Raw genomic sequence first — 17980 nt, 5'->3', positions numbered from 1 at the left:
CCCTGCCGTCCGGTCACTTGTCCGGAGCGAGGTCCCACGACGCACAGCACGATCCGTACGTCTCATCGCTCCAGCGAGCCACGCGTGGTTCTTTCGGGCCCGCCCCTGGCTGGCACGGACACCACCACCAACGAAGGGCCTCGCGTCCCGGTCACGCGCCGTACGGGTGAGAGGTGGCCCGAACTCAGATACGACCCCGGCACAGTTCGAGGAGCGTCATCGCGAGGGACGTACCGGGCTTGCCCAGCGCGTCCCTGTAGTGGCTGAGGACGTCCATCTCGCGGGAGAGATTCACGCGCCGGCCGCCGGAGGAGATCCGCGCCTCCTGGATGACGGCGGACACGGCCATCCGTTCCTGGATCAGACCGATGATCCGGTCGTCCAGCGCGTCGATGCGCTCACGCGCGCCGGAGATCACATCGGCGGCCTCGGGGGTACGGGCGCCGGTCACGTCGGTGGCGGTCATGTCGGGGCTCCTCATTCGGTGGGATGGCGTGGGGACGGTCGAGGTGCCCCGGAGCGACAGGACCCGGGAAACGACAGGCGCCCCGGGCCTTGTCGGCCCGGGGCGCCTGGGAAGTCGCTTGTCAGTAGCTCAAGCAGCACGACCATGGCAGCCGGCGGGCCGGGTGCCATAGGTAAAGAGGAAGGTCGGGTGCGTGAGCATGGGCCCCAGTATGCCACGGCATCTTTTCCGCTGGCCGAGGTCCCACGTCCACCCCGTTAGAATCGGTAACCACAGACCCCGCCCGACCGCCGGAAGGCACCCCGTGTCATCAGCGACCCCCGCTGCCACCGCCCCCGACACCGTCCTGGTCGTCGACTTCGGCGCGCAGTACGCCCAGCTCATCGCCCGTCGCGTCCGCGAGGCCCGGGTCTACAGCGAGATCGTGCCGAGCACCATGCCGGTCGCGGAGATGCTCGCCAAGAACCCGGCGGCGATCATCCTCTCCGGCGGCCCCTCCTCGGTGTACGCCGACGAGGCGCCCCGCCTCGACCGCGAGATCTTCGAGGCCGGCGTCCCCGTCTTCGGCATGTGCTACGGCTTCCAGCTGATGGCGCAGACCCTCGGCGGCACCGTCGACAACACCGGCGCCCGCGAGTACGGCCGTACGGAGCTGCACGTCTCCAGGTCGTCCTCCACCCTTTTCGAGGGCACCCCGGACGAGCAGTCGGTGTGGATGTCGCACGGCGACGCCTGTTCCGCCGCCCCCGAGGGCTTCTCCGTCACGGCCTCCACGGACGTCGTCCCGGTCGCCGCCTTCGAGAACGACGAGAAGAAGCTGTACGGCGTCCAGTACCACCCCGAGGTCATGCACTCCACGCACGGCCAGCTGGTGCTGGAGCACTTCCTGTACCGGGGCGCCGGCCTGACCCCGAACTGGACCACGGGCAACGTGATCGAGGAGCAGGTCGCCGCCATCCGTGAGCAGGTCGGCGACCGGCGTGCCATCTGCGGTCTGTCCGGCGGCGTGGACTCCGCCGTCGCCGCCGCCCTCGTCCAGAAGGCCATCGGCTCCCAGCTGACCTGCGTGTACGTCGACCACGGCCTGATGCGCAAGGGCGAGACCGAGCAGGTCGAGAAGGACTTCGTGGCCGCGACCGGCGTACAGCTGAAGGTCGTGGACGCGGAGGATCGGTTCCTCTCTGCTTTGAAGGGAGTCTCCGACCCCGAGGAGAAGCGGAAGATCATCGGGCGAGAGTTCATCCGGGTCTTCGAGCAGGCGCAGGCGGAGATCATCGCGGACGAGGGTCCGGCGGTCGAGTTCCTCGTCCAGGGCACGCTCTACCCCGACGTGGTCGAGTCCGGTGGCGGTACGGGCACCGCCAACATCAAGTCCCACCACAACGTGGGCGGGCTGCCGGAGGACCTCGAGTTCCAGCTGATCGAGCCGCTGCGCAAGCTGTTCAAGGACGAGGTCCGGATGGTCGGCCAGGAGCTCGGACTGCCGGACGAGATCGTCCAGCGCCAGCCGTTCCCCGGCCCCGGCCTGGGCATCCGTATCGTCGGCGACGTCACCAAGGAGCGGCTCGACCTGCTGCGCGAGGCCGACGCCATCGCCCGCGAGGAGCTCACCGCGGCCGGCCTCGACCGGGACATCTGGCAGTGCCCGGTGGTCCTGCTCGCGGACGTCCGCAGCGTCGGCGTCCAGGGCGACGGCCGCACGTACGGCCACCCGATCGTCCTGCGGCCCGTCTCCTCCGAGGACGCCATGACGGCCGACTGGTCGCGACTGCCGTACGACGTCCTCGCGAAGATCTCGACGCGGATCACGAACGAGGTCGCGGACGTCAACCGCGTCGTGCTCGATGTGACGAGCAAGCCGCCGGGCACCATCGAGTGGGAGTAGGACCCGGGGTCACGTCCGCTTGAGCGTGCGCACCGGTTCTCCGGGCTTCCAGACCTGGACGACCAGGTACCTGTCGTCCTCGACGTAGGTCCGTACGACCTCCGTCAGCTCGGTGCGGAAGAGGTGGAGCGGCTCCGGCGGTTCCACCTCTTCGACGTATCCGGCCTTGGTCTGCGGATCGTCCACCTCGATCGCCCGACCGCTGATCCGGACGTCGCCGCCGCCCATGCCGGTGCCGTCCCCGGGGTTCGCCTGGAGCGCGAACCGCGGGTCGCGGCGCAGGTCGAGCGCCTTGAGCGAGTCCGGCATCATGCCCAGCCACAGCTCACCGTTCAGGAAGCGCACCTCGAGGCCGGTGGTGCGCGGCGAACCGTCCTTGCGGAGGGTCGCGAGGATGTGGTGGGTGTAGGCGCCGAAGCGTTCTTCGACGGTTTTCGCCAGGTCGGGTTCCGCGGAGGAGAAAGCTGCCCAGTTCATATCAGCCAGTGTTCCGCCGATACCCGACATCTTCTGTCGGGTATCGGCCGGGTGCGTCATCTTTACCCACCAGCGCTGTTCTCCTGCGCTGACCGACGGTAACTTCCGCCCCGTACACCCACCCAGTGCTGGAGGACGACACATGCACGGGACGCCCGAAGCCGGGCCCACTCCACCCCAGCCGCTCCCCACCGACCGGCTCCGCTTCGCCATGCCGCCGATGCACGAATCGGTCGACGACGAACGCCGGCACCGCAAGGAACGGCTCGCGGGCGCGCTGCGGATCTTCGGGCGGCTCGGCTTCGAGGACGGGGTCTCGGGGCACATCACCGCCCGTGATCCGGAGTACAGCGACTGTTTCTGGGTCAATCCGTTCGGGCTGCCGTTCAAGCACGTCACCGTGAGCGACCTGGTCCTCGCCAACTCCGACGGCCAGGTGATCGAGGGCCGCTACCACGTCAACCAGGCGGCCTTCACCGTGCACGTCCAGGTGCACGCCGCCCGCCCCGACGTCGTCGCGGTCGCGCACTGCCACTCGGTGCATGGCCGCGCGCTGTCGGCCCTGGGGGACTTCCTGGACCCGATCACGCAGGAGAGCTGCGCGTTCTACGAGGACCACGCGCTCTACGACGCCTACACCGGCGTCGCCGTCGACGCCGACGAGGGCCGGCGCATCGCCACCGCCCTCGGTACCCGCAAGGCGCTCGTGCTGCGCAACCACGGGCTGCTGACGGTCGGCGACTCGGTGGACGCGGCGGCCTGGTGGTTCCTGTCCTTGGAACGGTCCTGCCAGGTCCAGCTCACCGCGAAGGCGGCCGGACGGCCCGTCCTGATCGACCACAAGGCGGCCGTGGCCACCCGGGAGCAGCTGGGCGGCGACCTGGTGGCGTGGATCAACTACCAGCCGATGTGGCAGGACATCAGCCGCAGCGAGCCCGATTTGCTGAGCTGACGCCTCAGAACCCTCCCGGAAACCTCTCAGAACCCTCGTAGGACGGCGGCCTTCGTCATCGCGAACTCCTCGTCCGTCAGCACCCCGTCCCGGTGCAGCTCGCCCAGCTCCCGCAGCCGCCTCAGGAGGACGTCGTGATGGTCGGCCTGGGGCGGTACGGCCGCCGTCAGCGGGCGCCGGGCGGCCTGCTCGCCGTTCTCGACGGCGACGCGGGTGGAGGGGTGCGGCAGGCGGGCCGTGACCGCGGTGGCGACGAGGGCCGTGAGCAGGTCGCGGCGGGCGCTGCCCCACAGGTCCAGGGCGTACGGGTCCTTCTCCGGCGGCAGCTTGGAGAAGGTCGTCTCGCGGGTCACGAAGCGCAGGAAGCCGTCCTCGTAACCGGAGTTGGGCAGCCACTCGACCTGGAGGAGATCGCCGAGGTCGATGATGCGGGGGCCGGTCGCCCGCTTGACCCGGTCCGAGGTGTCCGCCCAGTCGATCCGCACCCGGGTGCCGTCGAAGGAGACCGTGCCGTCCGAGGAACGGACCGAGACCGGGACCGGCGGGCCGGGCAGGAGGTAGGCCTTGGTCGGCTCCGTGGGGATCTGGTCCAGGAGCAGGGAACGGCGGATCTCCTCGGCCACGTACTCCGCGACTCCCGCCCGGTCCACCTCCACCAGCAGCCGGTACGGATCGGCCGGGTCGGGCAGGCGGCCGCCCGTCGCGTGCAGGAGCGGGTCGGCGCCCTCGCGCAGCCGCATGCGCAGCCGGCCGCGCTTGCGTTCGGGCTCGAAGGCGACGCCCGAGATGGCCTCCAGGGGCACGGCGATCTCGCCGTACGTCTGCCGGAACAGCGGCACGGAGCGGTGGAGTCCCGGCGTGATCCTGACCGTGCTCCCGTCGAAGGCCCAGGTCCCGTCGCGCTGGATGATCTCGGCCATGGGGAAATTCTCGCAGCCGGGTCAACACGGCGAACCGGCCTTCCATCGCCCTGACCGGACCTGCCCCGCACGGGGCGTGTTGCGTAGGGCACAATTCGCTGTCATCGCACGTGAGTTGTGAGGCACAAAAAAGCGGGGAAGGCGGGCGTCGGGCGTGGCGGTGCAGGAGGCGAGACAGGGCGCGGACTCGGGCGCGCACGGGAGCATCCACGGAGGTGGCTGCACCTGCGGGGACTGTCCCCACGGGGCGCGGGCGGGACACCGTAGGGCGGTCGCCGAATTCCTGCTGAAACGCGACGAGTTCGCGGCCGGGCAGGGGCTGCCGGCGGCGGTGGCGCACTCGGCCTCCGCCTCCCGCCAGTGGGTCTCGGAGGAACTGACCCAGTCCGCGGACCTCGTCGCCGAACGCGGCCGGGCCGAGGGCGAGGCCTGGCTGGCGCGACTGTGGCGCCGTACGGCGGCGGTGGTGTGGGCGCTGGTCGTCCTGCTCCTCCTCGTGCAGTCGCTCACGGCCATCGGCGCGGGCTGGACCTCCGCCCGCACCGCAGGACTGCTCGCCGCCCTGGTGGTGGCCGGCGCGCTGACGGCGGCCTCGTGGTTCCACCGGGCGCGCGGCGGCGCGCTGGCGCCGCTGATCGGTGAGGACAACCGTCTCTCCACCTCCCGGGCGGTCGCGGTCGGCTGGGTGCTGTTCGTCGCCTACGCCGTGCTCGTGCTCGTGGGCCGCCTCGCGGCGGCGTCCGAGCAGACGGAGCGCGACGCGCTGCTCGCCGGATTCGAACTCGCCCGGGCGGCGGGCGTGGTGACCGTCCTCGCCGTGGTGTGCGGGATCGCCGTCCTGGTACGGCGCGTGGTCGGGCTGCGGGTGCTGGGCCAGCGGCTGCAGAAGGTACGGGCCGACCGGCCGAGGGCGGCCGACCTGCTCACGGACGACGCGGGCCGGGGCACCTTCGCCGACATCCAGTACGTCGTCATCAGCGCCGTCGCCCTCCTGTTCGCCGCCGTGCGGCTGGCCCGGCGCCCCGACCAGCTGCCGGACCTGCCCTGGGGTCTCGCGGTGGTGGTCCTGGTGTCCGCCGCGACCTACGTCGCCGGGAAGTACGCCGAGGGCGGGCGGCCGGTGATCCTCTCCGTCGTGCGCGCCCGGGAGGCCGGCGACCTGGACGGGCCGATCCGCACCGGCGACGACATCGAGATCCGCGGCGCCGGCTTCGTGCCGCCGGGGGCGCAGGGCGCGGACCGGCTGTCCCGGATGGTCGTACGCATCGGCCCGGTCAACGTGCACGTCCCCCTGGTCCCGGTGACCGGCGGCTTCAGCAACCCCACGGACGCCGTACTGACCGTGCCGGTCCCGGCCGATGTGGAGCCGGGCCGGGTGGAGGTGCAGGTGGTGACGGCGGCGGGCGTCGAGACGAACCGGTACGCGATCGACGTCACGGACTGATCCGTGCGGGTGTGCCATCCGTGGTCCTTTCGGTGTCGGTGTCCGTGTCGGTGTCGGTTCGCTGTCGGTGTCGTGGGCATGGCTCAAGCCGGTCAAGTCGGAGAAACTGGTCGCGACAGGGACGCAACCGGTCGCGTCGGGATTGAGCGGGGCCTCCCTGTCGTACGTATCGTCACCTGAGGGGTCAGGCACGGCGGGCGAGAGGCGGCTAGCAGCTATGACTCACGGCATTCGTACGGACATGCACTCCCCTTATGCGAACGGCGGCCCGGACTGGCGCGACACCGCCACCCGCTATGCACTCATTCCGCTCCGCGTCTTCCTCGGCGTCACCTTCATCTACGCCGGCCTGGACAAACTCACCGACAGCGCCTTCATGAGGGATTCCGGCTCCGGCTCGGTCGGCGACCTGATGCGCACCGTGCGCGACTCCTCGGCCATCCCGGAACTGGTCGACCTGTCCCTGAAGAACCCCGTGGGCTTCGGCTACGCCATCGCCTTCGGTGAACTCGCCGTCGGTATCGGCATCCTCATCGGCCTCCTCGCCCGGCTGGCCGCGGTCGGCGGCGCACTGATCTCGCTCAGCCTGTGGCTCACGGTGAGCTGGGCCACCGACCCGTACTACTACGGCAACGACCTCGCCTACCTCATGGCCTGGATCCCCCTCGTCCTCGCCGGCGCCCCCGTCTACTCCCTGGACGCAGCCCTACGGGCACGGCGACGACGGCGGTTCGGGGACTACCGGTAGCTCCCGTACGGCGCGCGGGGTCGTGAGGCACCGGTAGCTCCGGCAGGCGCGGGGCGCTGTTGCTGACGGGCGGGACCGGGCGAGGACGCGGGCGGGGCGCTTGCCGCGCGGCCCCCCGTCAGCTCGGCTCCACCGGTTCCATCGGTTGCGGCCCGGCGGGCTTCGTACGGCCCACCGCGCGGCGTCTGCGTATGGCCCGGGTCAGGGCTCCGACCGCACCCGCCAGGCAGAGGCCGCCGATGACGACCGGGATGACCACGAACCACGGGGTCTCCCAGGCGTCGCCCGCGTCACCGGCGTAGATGACGCCCGCGAGGATCAGGAAGGACCCGGCGACCAGCCTTCCCGGCTGGAACTCATGACGCAGCACGGCTCACCTCCGCCTGTCCGATGCCGACCCTGAGATCGAGGTCCAGCGTGCCGGTGCCCGTGCCGCCGGCCGTCGGTGCCAGGGTCACCTCCTTGTGCTTGCCCGGTGCCACGTCCACGTCCTTCTCGTCGTCGCCCGGCAACTGGATGTCGCCCACCCCCACGTCGATGCTCAGCTTCACGGTCACGTCCGCGGGCACGATGATCAGCAGCCGGCCCATGCCCACGTCCGCCTCTGTGGCCACCGTCTGCCCCTTCTTCAGGTCCAGCCGGCTCAGGTCCAGGGTGCCGACGCCGGTGCCGACGTTGTAGTTCTGCTGGACGCCCGCCACCGTGGCCGGCCGCCAGTCCGTGCGCTCCCAGTGGGTGTTGATGTCCGCCGGCAGGGCCGCCGACCCGGCGAGCAGCCCCGCCGTCACGATCGCCAGGAAGATCGACCCCGCGCCCGTACGTCCCAGGAACGCGCTGACCGCTATTCCCACGCCGAGGACGATGAGCGCGCAGGCCAGCCCGGTCTGCAGGCTGGTGCCAAGGGCGCGTTCCTCCCACGTCAGGCGGGTGCCGAGACCGCCCGCGAGCAGGGCGAGCAGGAACACCCACCCGCCGATCCAGCGGGGGCCGCGCGGTTTGGGCGGCGGGGCGTACGGCGTGCGTATGCCCTCGCGGCCGCGCCAGGAGGCGCCCATGCCGATGTTGACCGCCGCCGAGATGTCCCGGACCCGGGAGTCCTCCGGACCCCAGAGATAACCGGTGCCGCCCACATGTGTGCCGTCCTTGACGATGGGGTCGCGCCACCAGGACGGGTAGGCGATGGGGACCGGCGGTGCCTGGGCCTCCGGCGGGGCGTCGGCGACGGCCTGGGCGGCCAGTGGGTCGGTGTCGGGGGCGCCGCGGTGCCGCGACCAGTACCCGGCGCCCGCGAGGAGCAGGGAGAGGACGACGGCGAAGGCCAGCACCCCGCCGTTGTTCAGCAGCGTCAGGAACACCCCGCAGCCGACCAGCGCGAACAGCACGGCCGTCAGCGCCTGGCCGTCCACGCGGCCCGTCAGCAGCTTGCGCACCTCGTTCTCGTCCTCGTCGGCATACGGGACGAAGAGCCACACGAAGCCGTAGAAGATGAGGCCTATGCCGCCGGTCGCGGACAGCACCGCGAGGGTGATCCGGAAGATCACCGGATCCATGTCGCACTGCCGCCCCAGCCCGGCACACACGCCCGCGAGCATCTTGTACCGCCGGTCGCGCCGGTACTTGTGGGGCAGCTCGGCCGCGCCCGCCTCCGCCGCGGCCGCCTCTCCTTCTCCCTCCGCGCCCGCCCGCACGTGCGCGCGCGAGGCCGCGCCCGGGCCGGCCGGGGCGCCCGCGTGCGGCTCCGCCCCCGCGGCGGGCACGGCATCCTGCGGCCCGGCGCCCGGTCGGGGGCGCGGGCCGGAGCCGGGTCCCGGACCCGTCGCGGCGTGGTCGTGATCTGTCATGGCTCCATGGTGACTGCCGCGCCGCCGCCGCGGCAGTCGGAACGACCCTGGCCGGACCCTGATATCTGCCCTGAGCCGGCGCCGGGGAAGCGTTCGACGGACCCGCCCGTCGAAGATCAGGGGAGTCTCGGGGGACAACCCTGATGCCCGCGCCGTGCCGCCGTGTGACCATCGATGGCATGCCGGAAGCCGCAGCAGCGCCACTCGTCGAACCGCGGCCGCCGCGCAAGCTCTACCGCAGCAGTGACGGACGCTGGCTCGGTGGCGTGGCGCGGGGGCTCGCCGGACATCTCGGCCTGCCCGTGATCTGGGTGCGGCTCATGTTCGTCGGCCTGTTCCTGGCGGACGGCCTCGGCGCTCTGTTGTACGCCGCGTTCTGGTTCTTCGTTCCGCTCGGCGTCGGCGGCGTCGGCGGCCAGAAACCCCCGTCCCTGGTCGCCACCGAGACCTCGGCGGACGGCCGCCGCAGACTCGTCACGCGCCGGCCGGACAAGGGCCAGATCGTGGCCCTGCTCCTCATGGTCGTCGTGGCCATGGTCTTCGTCGGCAATGTGAACCTCGGCAACGGCGCCAAGGCCTACCTCTGGCCGGTCGTCCTCGTCGGCGCGGGCGTCGCCCTCGTGTGGCGCCAGGCGGACAACGCCCGCCGGGCTCGCTGGGTCGAGGCCGGCCGCCGCCGGCGCACACTCACCCTGCTGCGTGCCGTGGCCGGCGTCCTGCTGGTCACCGCCGGCGTCTCCGGCATCTTCGTCCTGCAGGGCTCCGCCGCCCACCTCGGCTCGGTCCTGCAGGCGGCCCTCGCGGTCCTCGTCGGCATAACGCTCCTGGCCGGTCCCTACCTGGTGCGCATGACCCAGGACCTCTCCGAGGAGCGCCTGATGCGCATCCGCGCCCAGGAGCGCGCCGAAGTCGCCGCCCATGTCCACGACTCGGTGCTGCACACCCTCACCCTGATCCAGCGCAACGCGGAGAGCGCGGCCGAGGTCCGCCGCCTCGCCCGCGCCCAGGAGCGCGACCTGCGCACCTGGCTGTACAAGCCCGAGGGCACCGGCAAGGACGAGGCCGACGAGCCCACCACCCTCGCCGACGCGGTGCGGCGCAACGCCGCCGAGGTCGAGGACAAACACGGCGTCCCCATAGAGGTGGTCGTCGTCGGCGACTGCCCCCTCGACGAGAGAATCGGGCCACAGATGCAGGCCGCACGCGAAGCGATGGTGAACGCCGCCAAGTACGGTGGCGAGGGCGGCGCAGTCCAGGTCTTCGCCGAAGTCGAGGGAAAGACGGTCTTCGTGTCCGTCCGGGACCGCGGCCCCGGCTTCGACCTCGACTCCATACCCGCCGACCGCATGGGCGTCAGAGAATCGATCATCGGCCGCATGGAGCGCAACGGCGGCACGGCGCGGCTGCGCGCGGTGCCGGACGGCGGCACGGAGGTCGAGCTGGAGATGGAGAGGGCGGAGAAGACGTCATGAGCGACCCGACCGAGGGAACCGGCACCGCGGAGACCCCCGGTGGTGAGGGCGGGCGCCACGTACGCGTGGTCCTCGTCGACGACCACCGCATGTTCCGTACGGGCGTCCAGGCCGAGATCGGCCAGACCGAGCAGACCGGCGTGGAGGTCGTCGGCGAGGCCGCGGACGTCGACCAGGCGGTCACTGTCATCACCGCGACCCGGCCCGAGGTGGTCCTCCTCGACGTCCACCTCCCGGGCGGCGGCGGCGTCGAAGTCCTGCGCCGCTGCGCCCCGTTGATGTCCGACGCCGAGCAGCCCGTCCGCTTCCTCGCCCTGTCCGTGTCGGACGCGGCGGAGGACGTGATCGGCGTGATCCGCGGCGGCGCGCGAGGCTACGTCACGAAGACGATCACAGGCGCCGACCTGATCAACTCCATCTTCCGGGTCCAGGAGGGCGACGCGGTCTTCTCCCCGAGACTCGCCGGTTTCGTCCTGGACGCCTTCGCGTCGACGGACGCGCCCCCGGTGGACGAGGACCTGGACCGCCTCACCCAGCGCGAGCGGGAGGTGCTGCGGCTGATCGCGCGCGGGTACGCGTACAAGGAGATCGCCAAGCAGCTCTTCATCTCGGTGAAGACGGTCGAGTCCCATGTCTCGGCGGTGCTGAGGAAGCTTCAGCTGTCGAACCGGCATGAGCTGACTAGGTGGGCGACGGCGCGGAGGCTGGTCTAGGGCGCCCGGGCCTCAGGAGCGCGCAAGGAGTCCGCGTTCCAGGGCGACGACGACGGCGCGAGTGCGGTCGCTGACGTCGAGTTTCGCGAAGACCCGCAGGAGGTGCGTCTTCACCGTGGCCTCGCCGATGACCAGGCGACGGCCGATCTCGGCGTTGGACAGACCGTCGGCGACCGCGCGCAGCACGTCCCGCTCGCGGGCGGTGAGCGCGACCGGCTCGGGCCGGCGCATCCGGGCCACCAGGCGCTCCGCGACCTTGGGCGCGAGGACCGTCTCACCGCGTGCCGCCGAGCGGATGGCGTCGGCGAGCTGCTCGCGGGTGGTGTCCTTGAGCAGGTAGCCGACGGCACCGGCCTCCACGGCGCGTTCGATCTCGATGTCCGTGTCGTACGTGGTGAGGATCAGCACCCGGGTGGCCACCGGCAGAGCGACGATCTCGGCGGTGGCGGCCACGCCGTCGAGCACCGGCATGCGCAGGTCTAGGAGGGCCACATCGGGGGCGAGCCGCTCGACGAGGTCGACGCCCTCGCGGCCGTCGCTCGCCTCGCCGACGATCTCCATCGTGGGCTCGTCGGTCAGCAGGGCGATGACTCCGGCGCGCATCACGGCGTGGTCGTCGACCACGACCACGCGGATCCGGTCGTACGCGGTGTCGGTCATGGTCAGTCCTGACTGTGCGTGGGAAGGCTGGCGAGGATTCGGGTGCCGTCCCCGAGGGAGCTGGTGACGGCGAGTTCGCCGTCGAGTTCGGCCAGCCGTCGGCGCATGCCGTCGAGGCCGAAACCCTGGGACTCCTCGACGACGAAGCCGCGGCCGTCGTCGGTGATCTCCAGCTCGACACCGCCCGCGAGTTCGGTGAGGACGACGCCGACGGTGGAGGCGCCCGAGTGTTTGCGCACGTTGGCGAGGGACTCCTGGGTGCAGCGCAGCAGGGCGACGCGGGTGCGCTGGTCCAGGTCCACGTCGGGCAGTTCGGCGGTGACGGTGAGGCCGGTGTCCTGGACGAAGCGGTCCAGGGTTCTGCGCAGGGTGGTGGCCAGCGAACTGGGTGCGACGCCGCTCTCGGGGGCGGAGCCGACGAGCACCCGGGCCTCGGCCAGGTTCTCCCGCGCCGTCTGCTCGATGGAGGTGAGCTGTTCGGCGCAGCGTACGGGGTCGGTGACGGTGGCAGCGCGGGCGGCCTCCGCGAGCACCACGATGGAGGCGAAGCCCTGGGCGAGGGTGTCGTGGATCTCCCGGGCGAGCCGTTCGCGCTCCTCGGCCGCGCCCTGCCGCTGATGCGCGGCCGCCAACTCCTCCTGGGTGACGGCCAGTTCGGAGGTGAGTTGTTCCTGCCGCTGGTTGCTCTGGCCGACGAAGCGGTGCACCCACTGCCCCAGACCCACCCCTGCGGCGTAGGCGACGACGGTGAACACCGCGTTCCCGGTGAGGAACTGAGGGCTCCAGCCCTGGCCGAGGGTGCCGCCGAACACGGTGAGAGCCGCGGCGGCCCCGCTGAGCGTGATCGCGTCCCGCGGGGCGCGGGTGAAGAGCCAGAACTGCGGCAGGGACACGACGTAGAAGGCGGCCCCGCCGTCCAGCAGGTAGGACGTCGCGCCCAGGACGACGGCGAGGACGGCGAGGTAGGTCCGGGGAGGCAGGACTCGGTTGTCCGGTCGGGTGAGAACGACGGTGTGGCACAGCGCGATCAGGGCGAGCAGGCCGAGCATCCAGTACTTCCGGGCCGGCGACGCGTCGAACACGGCGACGGCCGGGGGCAGCAGGCCGAACAGGACCCAGCCCGCTGAGTTCCAGCGGCGGATACGGTCCTGGACACGGTCCTGGGCGAGCCGGTCACCCGGCTGCTGCTGCCACTGACTCACGCTGATTCACCTCGTTCGTAAGGGAGTTGAGGGGCCGGCGGTCGAGTCGATCAGCCTACCGATTCCAGCGGGCGGGAGGCCTGTTCGGTGCTGCGGAGGGCACGGCGCACTCCGCGTGAGGGCCACCAGTTGGCCTCGCCGAGCAGGAGCATCATGGACGGCAGAACCAGCATGCGGATGACGAAGGCGTCCAGGAGGACGGCGACCGCGAGGCTGAACCCGATCTGCTTCATCTCGATCAGGTGCAGGGCCGCGAAGCTGGCGAAGACCGTGACCATCACCGCGGCCGCGCTGGTCACCACGCCCGCCGAGCTGCCGATGCCCTCGATCACGGCCTTGCGGGTGGGGACTCCGCGCAGGGCGGCCTCCCGGATCCGGCTGATCACGAAGACCTGGTAGTCCATCGACAGGCCGAACAGGATCACGAAGAGGAACAGCGGAACACGGGTGCCGATCGAACCGGTGGAGGTGAAGTCGACCAGGCCTTCGGCCCAGGTGTGCTGGAAGACCAGGACGAGGATGCCGAGCGAGGCGGCGGCGGAGAGGAGGTTGAGGAGGATGCCGACCAGGCCGAGGACCACGGAGCGGAACGCCCAGACGGTCATGGCGAAGGTCACCAGGAGCAGCGCCCCGATGATGAGCGGCAGCTTCTGCTCCTGGTGGGCCGGATAGTCGGTGTAGCGGGCGACGTCACCGGTCACCGCGGTCTCGGCACCCGTCACCTGGCCGACGGTCTCCGGGATGTACGTGTCGCGGATGTCCTTGAGCGACGACCCGGCCTTGTCGCTGCTGACGTGGTGCGGGACCTGTAGCTGGAGCATGCTGATCCGCTGGTCGGGCGACGTGGTCAGCCGGGAAGTGCCGCTCAGGCGCGGGTCGTCCTTGACGTCGGTGGCGAGTTCGCGCAGGGCGGCGGTCACCTCGGGCGAACGGTCGGCCTCGGCGCGGACGACGACCTGGTGCATGGACTTCAGCTCCGGGTAGGCCGCGTTCAGCCGGTCGTAGACCTGCATGGCGACGATGGAGCGGGAGTGTGTCTCGCGGCCCATGTCCGTGAGCTTGAGGCCCAGGACCGGGGCGGCGAGGGCGAGCAGCCCGACAAGGGCGACGGTGAGCGTGGCGACGGGGTGTTTGGCGACGGGACGCAGCACCGCGGCGGTCAGGCGGCCGGAGCCGGCCTTGTGCGTCTTCTGCTTCCTCGGGGCGAGCCCGCGGGCCGCCCGGCGCTCGGCACGGCGCTCGGCGCGCATGCCCAGTGCGGCGAGGAGGGCGGGCAGCACGGTCAGTGAGCTGACGACGGCGACGAGGGTGACGAGGATCGCGCCGGTGGCGATGGACGAGAAGATGACGTCGTCGGCGAGGTAGAGGGTGGCGCTGGAGACGGCGACCGCGAGGCCGGAGACGACAACGGCCCGGCCGGACGTGGCGGCGGCGAGTTCGACGACGGCCTGCGGGCTCAGCCTGCCCCCGGCGCGGGCCCGTTCCTCACGTTCGCGCTTGAGGTAGAAGAGCGTGTAGTCGACGCCGACCGCGAGGCCGATGAGCAGGATGACGTTGGTGCTGATGCCGTTGTCGGGGAAGACGTGCGAGGCCACCATCGTCAGGCCGACGGCCGCGGCGATCGAGGACAGGGCGAGCAGCAGCGGTACGAGGGCCATCGCCACGGAGCTGAAGACCAGCAGCAGGGTGATGAGGGTGACCGGCAGGGCGATCATCTCGGTGCGCGCGAGGTCGTCGCCGCGCAGCTTGTCGACGCCCTTGCTGATGGAAGGCGATCCGGTCTCCTCGACGCGCAGCCCGGGGTTGGCCTTCTGTACGGCCGCGGTCTGCTCGAGCAGCGGGTCGACGTGCTCCTTGCCCTCCAGCTCCGGGCCCTTCATGGTGACGGTGACCCGCACCGCCGTGCCGCCCGCGCCGCGCACCGGGTCGGTGACGGAGAGCACCTCGGGCAGCTTGCGCATCCGGGCGGCGACGTCGGCGGCGGCCGAGTCGGCCGCGACGATGTCGAGCTTTCCGGTGCCCGGCTTCGCGGTGATCAGGACGTGTTCGACGGGGCGCTGCTGTAACCCGCCCTCCGCGGCGATCGCCTCGCCGCGTCCCGCCTCGCCGATGCGGAAGTCCTCGGTGGTCGCCGCGTTGGTGCCGACGGTGATGCCGATACCGAGGCACAGGACGACGAACACGAACCAGCCGACGATGCCCCGCCAGGGGTGGGCGGCGCTCCAACGAGCCATGCGTACGGGAAGATTCTTCATGGCGTCCACCCTCTTCGTCGGGGGTGTGGCGCCGACAGCAGCGACCGGTTGAACTTGAGGTCCACCGACTGGTGGACCCTCGTCCGTTGAGTACGAGCGCTTCGCTTACGGGGGAGGGCCCGGAGGCGAGTGTGCCGCACGCACGCTCTCGAACCCGAGGAGTATCACGGGCTCGGGGTTCCGGTGTTGCCCGTGACGCGAGAGTGAGGCAGCCTTCCGATCGGCCGCCCCCTCACACCACCCGAGTAGCCCCCGCGAACGGCATCTCGCTGATCGGAGCGACCCGCACCGGCGCCGACGGATTGGGCGCGTGGACCATCTGGCCGTTGCCGATGTACATGCCGACGTGGCTGATGGCGGAGTAGAAGAACACCAGGTCGCCGGGGAGCAGTTCGGAGCGGGAGACGCGGGTGCCGGTGTCGATCTGGGCGTAGGTGGTGCGGGGGAGGGAGATGCCCGCGGAGCGGTACGCGGCTTGCATGAGGCCCGAGCAGTCGAAGGCGTCCGGGCCGGTCGCGCCCCAGACGTAGGGGCTGCCGAGCTTGGAGTAGGCGTACGAGACGGCGGCCGCGGCGCGGGAGTTGGGGGCCTGAGCGGTGGCTGAGCCGGGGGCCGTCAGGCCGTCCCGGGCGGTCGTCGACGAGCGGGAGGCGCGGGCCGCGTCCCCCTCGCCGAGCCCTGCGCGCTGCTCCGTGGGCAGCTGGGACAGCAGCTGTCGGGCCGCGCCCAGCTTGCCGTTGATCGTCTTCTTGTGGCGTTTCAGGTCCGCCTGGCGGGACTGCAGGGAGGCGAGCTCGATGTGTGCGGCGCCGCGCAGCTGCTCGATCTCCCGGAGCTGTTCGCGGACGCCGGCCACGGACGAGGCCTGGCGGCTGCCGGCCCGTTCGGCGAACTCGGCGCCGTCCAGGTACTGGTCGGGGTCGTCGGAGAGGGCGAGTTGCAGGGCGGGGTCGAGGCCGCCGTCGCGGTACTGGGCGGCGGCCATGGAACCCAGCGCGTCCCGGGCCGAGTTGAGGGTCTCCGTCCTGCGTGCCGCCTCGTCCCGCAGGTTGGACAGCCGCGACTGGGCCGCCTCCGCCTTCTCCTTCGCGCCGTTGTACTTCTCGGTGGCGACCTCCGCCTCCTGGTACAGCTTGTCCACCTTCGCCTTGACCTGCGCCGGCGTGAGCTGAGGCTCGGCGTGTCCGGTCCCGTCGAAGCCGGTCGCGGTCGCCGCGCCCGCGAGGGCGATCGTCGCCGCCGTCCGGGCCTTGGTGCCGCTGACCGAGCGTTGCCGGGGCTTGCGGTGCGCTGCCACGTGGACTGCACGTCCTTTCGTACGACTCGTACGACCGCCCTGTCCGTACGAACGCCAAGCGGAGCGGACGTACGGCCACCCGGGGGCGGTCACGCGTCCGGCGACGACCCGCACAGGGGGAGCGGACCGCCGCCGGACCTTCTCGGCGGTGGTGGCCGACTGCCGCCCCTGGTCCGGGCGGCGGTGGGGAGCCGGTCACCTGAGGGAGGACGCTAAACCTGAGTGTGACGGCGGGGTAACGCGATGTGCGGAAGTTCTCCGAGCTGACCACCGGGTGACCGTATGTGACCGTGATCCGCGGTCGGCCCCGTCGACTTCACGCAGAGCGATGACCGATGTGCCGAATCCGGACCAGTGAGGGCGGGCGGGTGCTATGGGCCGCATATATGCAAGATCTGCCACGGCGAGGCGAGGTGGGTGAGGCGAGGCAGGAACCGGGGCCGAGGTCGGGGTCGGGGCCGGGGTCGAAAGAGGCGGTTGGGACGGGGCGGTGTCGGAGGGCGCCCGGGGGTCTGATTAGGCTCCGGCCTCATGGACGTACTCATCCATCTCTTCGTCGGCCTGCACATCATCGGCATCGCCTCGCTGCTCGGCGGCTTCCTCACCCAGATGAAGGCGATGGGCCAGGGCACCGCCCGCTTCGTCCCGGCGATGCTGCACGGCGCGCTGACGATGCTGGTCACCGGCGTCGTCCTGGTCGGCCTCAACCAGGCCGACGACCAGTCCGTCAACAACATCAAGATCGGCGTGAAGCTGGCCCTGCTGATCGTGATCCTCGGGCTCGTCTACGTCCAGCGGGACGAGGAGACGGTGGACAAGCGGCTGTTCGGGCTGGTCGGCGCGCTGACCACGGCGAACATCTTCATCGCGGTGCTGTGGACCTGAGGAACCGGACGCCGGTCCGGGCCGAGGTCGCGCATCCTCGGCCTCTCCAAAGACCTTCGCGGCAAAGACCTTCGCGGCGACGGTCTGAGTAGTTCCGCTCATGACAACCCGCGCTCCGAGCGGGGAAACTCTGCCCATGCCCTTCAGACGATCAGCCGCCATGGCCGCCGCCGCAGCTTCCCTCATGGTGATCACCATGACCGCGTGCGGCAGCCAGAAGGGCGGGGCGGCCGATGAGGCCGGCTCCGCGCAGTCGGGCAGCCCGACGCCCTCCTACCCGCCCCCGCCGACGTGCGCGCAGCCGGCCGGGACACCCACCGCGCTGCCTTCCTCACCCGTTCCGAGCACGTCGAGCCCGGACGGAGGCCTGCCGGACGGGCCCGCCGACGCGCCCCCCAACTACGCCGACAACCACGCCTACCGCATGCAGGCGTCCCTGAGCGCGGAGCAGCAGGCCAGTGGGCAGGCGTCGGCCGAGCTCATCCTCACGGAGCTGGCGAAGGTCCGGAAGGAAGGCGGCTCCGGGGAGTTCGGCCGCTTCAGCGACCAGCGCGTGGAGGCGGCACTGCGGCGTGTCGGCTGCGGCGAGGAGCATGGCGTCTCCGTCGGGAACGGGTACTACGCCGTCTACACGGGCGTCGTGTGCGTGTCCGGGCGGGTGACGAAGGACGAGCTGACCGGCGAGGTGCACGGCGTCTACGCCGAGCCCCAGCCGGGAGCGGGGCCCTGTGTCGAGAACCAGGGAGGTCACTGACCAGGGCCC

Annotated in this window: 17 protein-coding genes; 8 read left to right on the top strand and 9 right to left on the bottom strand. The window is 71.3% G+C overall.

What is annotated here, in order from left to right:
• Positions 1-184: 184 nt before the first annotated feature.
• Positions 185-466, bottom strand: a complete 282-nt coding sequence (locus OG252_RS21155; protein WP_307676814.1) for a chorismate mutase — start codon at positions 464-466, stop codon at positions 185-187.
• Positions 467-770: 304 nt separating this feature from the next.
• On the opposite strand from OG252_RS21155, the gene guaA reads away from it, so the two are divergent.
• Positions 771-2351: a glutamine-hydrolyzing GMP synthase gene (gene guaA, locus OG252_RS21150; RefSeq protein ID WP_329337930.1), complete on the top strand. Its 1581-nt coding sequence runs from the start codon at positions 771-773 to the stop codon at positions 2349-2351.
• Between the two features lie 9 nt (positions 2352-2360).
• Here guaA and OG252_RS21145 read toward each other — a convergent pair whose 3' ends face one another.
• Positions 2361-2828 carry a pyridoxamine 5'-phosphate oxidase family protein gene (locus tag OG252_RS21145; RefSeq protein ID WP_329337928.1) on the bottom strand — a complete coding sequence of 156 codons (468 nt, stop codon included), beginning with the start codon at positions 2826-2828 and terminating at the stop codon, positions 2361-2363.
• Between the two features lie 142 nt (positions 2829-2970).
• Between OG252_RS21145 and OG252_RS21140 the strand changes: the two genes are divergently transcribed.
• A complete protein-coding gene (locus tag OG252_RS21140) occupies positions 2971-3780 on the top strand; it encodes a class II aldolase/adducin family protein (protein ID WP_329337926.1) in 810 nt (269 codons plus the stop codon).
• A 26-nt stretch (positions 3781-3806) separates the two neighbouring features.
• Here the strand turns inward: OG252_RS21140 and OG252_RS21135 are convergent, their stop codons facing one another.
• Positions 3807-4700, bottom strand: a complete 894-nt coding sequence (locus OG252_RS21135) for a DUF4429 domain-containing protein (protein ID WP_266434856.1) — start codon at positions 4698-4700, stop codon at positions 3807-3809.
• 154 nt (positions 4701-4854) lie between these two features.
• Between OG252_RS21135 and OG252_RS21130 the strand changes: the two genes are divergently transcribed.
• Both OG252_RS21130 and OG252_RS21125 read left to right on the top strand, forming a co-directional pair.
• Positions 4855-6144 carry a hypothetical protein gene (locus OG252_RS21130; RefSeq protein WP_329337924.1) on the top strand — a complete coding sequence of 430 codons (1290 nt, stop codon included), beginning with the start codon at positions 4855-4857 and terminating at the stop codon, positions 6142-6144.
• 217 nt (positions 6145-6361) lie between these two features.
• Positions 6362-6892, top strand: a complete 531-nt coding sequence (locus tag OG252_RS21125; RefSeq protein WP_329337922.1) for a DoxX family protein — start codon at positions 6362-6364, stop codon at positions 6890-6892.
• A 118-nt stretch (positions 6893-7010) separates the two neighbouring features.
• On the opposite strand, the gene OG252_RS21120 is transcribed toward OG252_RS21125, so the two are convergent.
• Both OG252_RS21120 and OG252_RS21115 read right to left on the bottom strand, forming a co-directional pair.
• Positions 7011-7262, bottom strand: a complete 252-nt coding sequence (locus OG252_RS21120; protein WP_329337920.1) for a hypothetical protein — start codon at positions 7260-7262, stop codon at positions 7011-7013.
• On the bottom strand, positions 7249-8733 hold the full coding sequence (locus OG252_RS21115; RefSeq protein WP_329337918.1) for a PspC domain-containing protein: 1485 nt from the start codon (positions 8731-8733) through the stop codon (positions 7249-7251). Before OG252_RS21115 ends, OG252_RS21120 begins: the two co-directional genes overlap by 14 nt.
• Positions 8734-8912: 179 nt before the next feature.
• Here OG252_RS21115 and OG252_RS21110 point away from each other — a divergent pair, with 179 nt between their 5' ends.
• Positions 8913-10205 (top strand): ATP-binding protein, encoded by a 1293-nt coding sequence (locus tag OG252_RS21110; protein WP_266434846.1) that lies wholly within the window; start codon positions 8913-8915, stop codon positions 10203-10205.
• Complete coding sequence (locus OG252_RS21105; RefSeq protein WP_266434845.1) at positions 10202-10918, top strand: LuxR C-terminal-related transcriptional regulator; 717 nt, start codon at positions 10202-10204, stop codon at positions 10916-10918. Before OG252_RS21110 ends, OG252_RS21105 begins: the two co-directional genes overlap by 4 nt.
• Before the next feature lie 12 nt (positions 10919-10930).
• On the opposite strand, the gene OG252_RS21100 is transcribed toward OG252_RS21105, so the two are convergent.
• The 4 genes from OG252_RS21100 to OG252_RS21085 all read right to left on the bottom strand — a co-directional run bounded on the left by OG252_RS21100 (position 10931) and on the right by OG252_RS21085 (position 16332).
• The gene (locus tag OG252_RS21100; RefSeq protein WP_266434843.1) at positions 10931-11578 is read right to left on the bottom strand and encodes a response regulator; all 648 of its coding nucleotides are present in this window, start codon (positions 11576-11578) and stop codon (positions 10931-10933) included.
• Positions 11579-11580: 2 nt separating this feature from the next.
• Positions 11581-12780, bottom strand: coding sequence for a sensor histidine kinase (locus OG252_RS21095; RefSeq protein WP_329337914.1), 1200 nt, complete (start codon positions 12778-12780; stop codon positions 11581-11583).
• Positions 12781-12830: 50 nt separating this feature from the next.
• Positions 12831-15035 (bottom strand): MMPL family transporter, encoded by a 2205-nt coding sequence (locus OG252_RS21090; RefSeq protein ID WP_329337912.1) that lies wholly within the window; start codon positions 15033-15035, stop codon positions 12831-12833.
• A 232-nt stretch (positions 15036-15267) separates the two neighbouring features.
• The gene (locus OG252_RS21085) at positions 15268-16332 is read right to left on the bottom strand and encodes a C40 family peptidase (RefSeq protein WP_329337910.1); all 1065 of its coding nucleotides are present in this window, start codon (positions 16330-16332) and stop codon (positions 15268-15270) included.
• Between the two features lie 531 nt (positions 16333-16863).
• Between OG252_RS21085 and OG252_RS21080 the strand changes: the two genes are divergently transcribed.
• On the top strand, positions 16864-17217 hold the full coding sequence (locus OG252_RS21080; protein WP_266434835.1) for a hypothetical protein: 354 nt from the start codon (positions 16864-16866) through the stop codon (positions 17215-17217).
• 136 nt (positions 17218-17353) lie between these two features.
• Positions 17354-17971 carry a hypothetical protein gene (locus tag OG252_RS21075; RefSeq protein WP_329337907.1) on the top strand — a complete coding sequence of 206 codons (618 nt, stop codon included), beginning with the start codon at positions 17354-17356 and terminating at the stop codon, positions 17969-17971.
• The last annotated feature ends 9 nt before the right edge of the window (positions 17972-17980 follow it).

This window comes from Streptomyces sp. NBC_01352 (genome assembly GCF_036237295.1).
GTDB lineage: Bacteria > Actinomycetota > Actinomycetes > Streptomycetales > Streptomycetaceae > Streptomyces > Streptomyces plumbiresistens.
This window is presented reverse-complemented; position numbering and strand designations above follow the sequence as displayed.

Excerpts from the sequence above, each read along its gene's own strand:
- OG252_RS21135 (WP_266434856.1), bottom strand. The coding sequence starts at position 4,700 with ATGGCCGAGATCATCCAGCGCGACGGGACCTGGGCCTTCGACGGGAGC.
- OG252_RS21090 (WP_329337912.1), bottom strand. The coding sequence starts at position 15,035 with ATGAAGAATCTTCCCGTACGCATGGCTCGTTGGAGCGCCGCCCACCCC.
- OG252_RS21145 (WP_329337928.1), bottom strand. The coding sequence starts at position 2,828 with ATGAACTGGGCAGCTTTCTCCTCCGCGGAACCCGACCTGGCGAAAACC.
- OG252_RS21075 (WP_329337907.1), top strand. The coding sequence starts at position 17,354 with ATGCCCTTCAGACGATCAGCCGCCATGGCCGCCGCCGCAGCTTCCCTC.
- OG252_RS21115 (WP_329337918.1), bottom strand. The coding sequence starts at position 8,733 with ATGACAGATCACGACCACGCCGCGACGGGTCCGGGACCCGGCTCCGGC.
- OG252_RS21105 (WP_266434845.1), top strand. The coding sequence starts at position 10,202 with ATGAGCGACCCGACCGAGGGAACCGGCACCGCGGAGACCCCCGGTGGT.
- OG252_RS21100 (WP_266434843.1), bottom strand. The coding sequence starts at position 11,578 with ATGACCGACACCGCGTACGACCGGATCCGCGTGGTCGTGGTCGACGAC.
- OG252_RS21125 (WP_329337922.1), top strand. The coding sequence starts at position 6,362 with ATGACTCACGGCATTCGTACGGACATGCACTCCCCTTATGCGAACGGC.
- OG252_RS21080 (WP_266434835.1), top strand. The coding sequence starts at position 16,864 with ATGGACGTACTCATCCATCTCTTCGTCGGCCTGCACATCATCGGCATC.
- OG252_RS21140 (WP_329337926.1), top strand. The coding sequence starts at position 2,971 with ATGCACGGGACGCCCGAAGCCGGGCCCACTCCACCCCAGCCGCTCCCC.
- OG252_RS21110 (WP_266434846.1), top strand. The coding sequence starts at position 8,913 with ATGCCGGAAGCCGCAGCAGCGCCACTCGTCGAACCGCGGCCGCCGCGC.
- OG252_RS21155 (WP_307676814.1), bottom strand. The coding sequence starts at position 466 with ATGACCGCCACCGACGTGACCGGCGCCCGTACCCCCGAGGCCGCCGAT.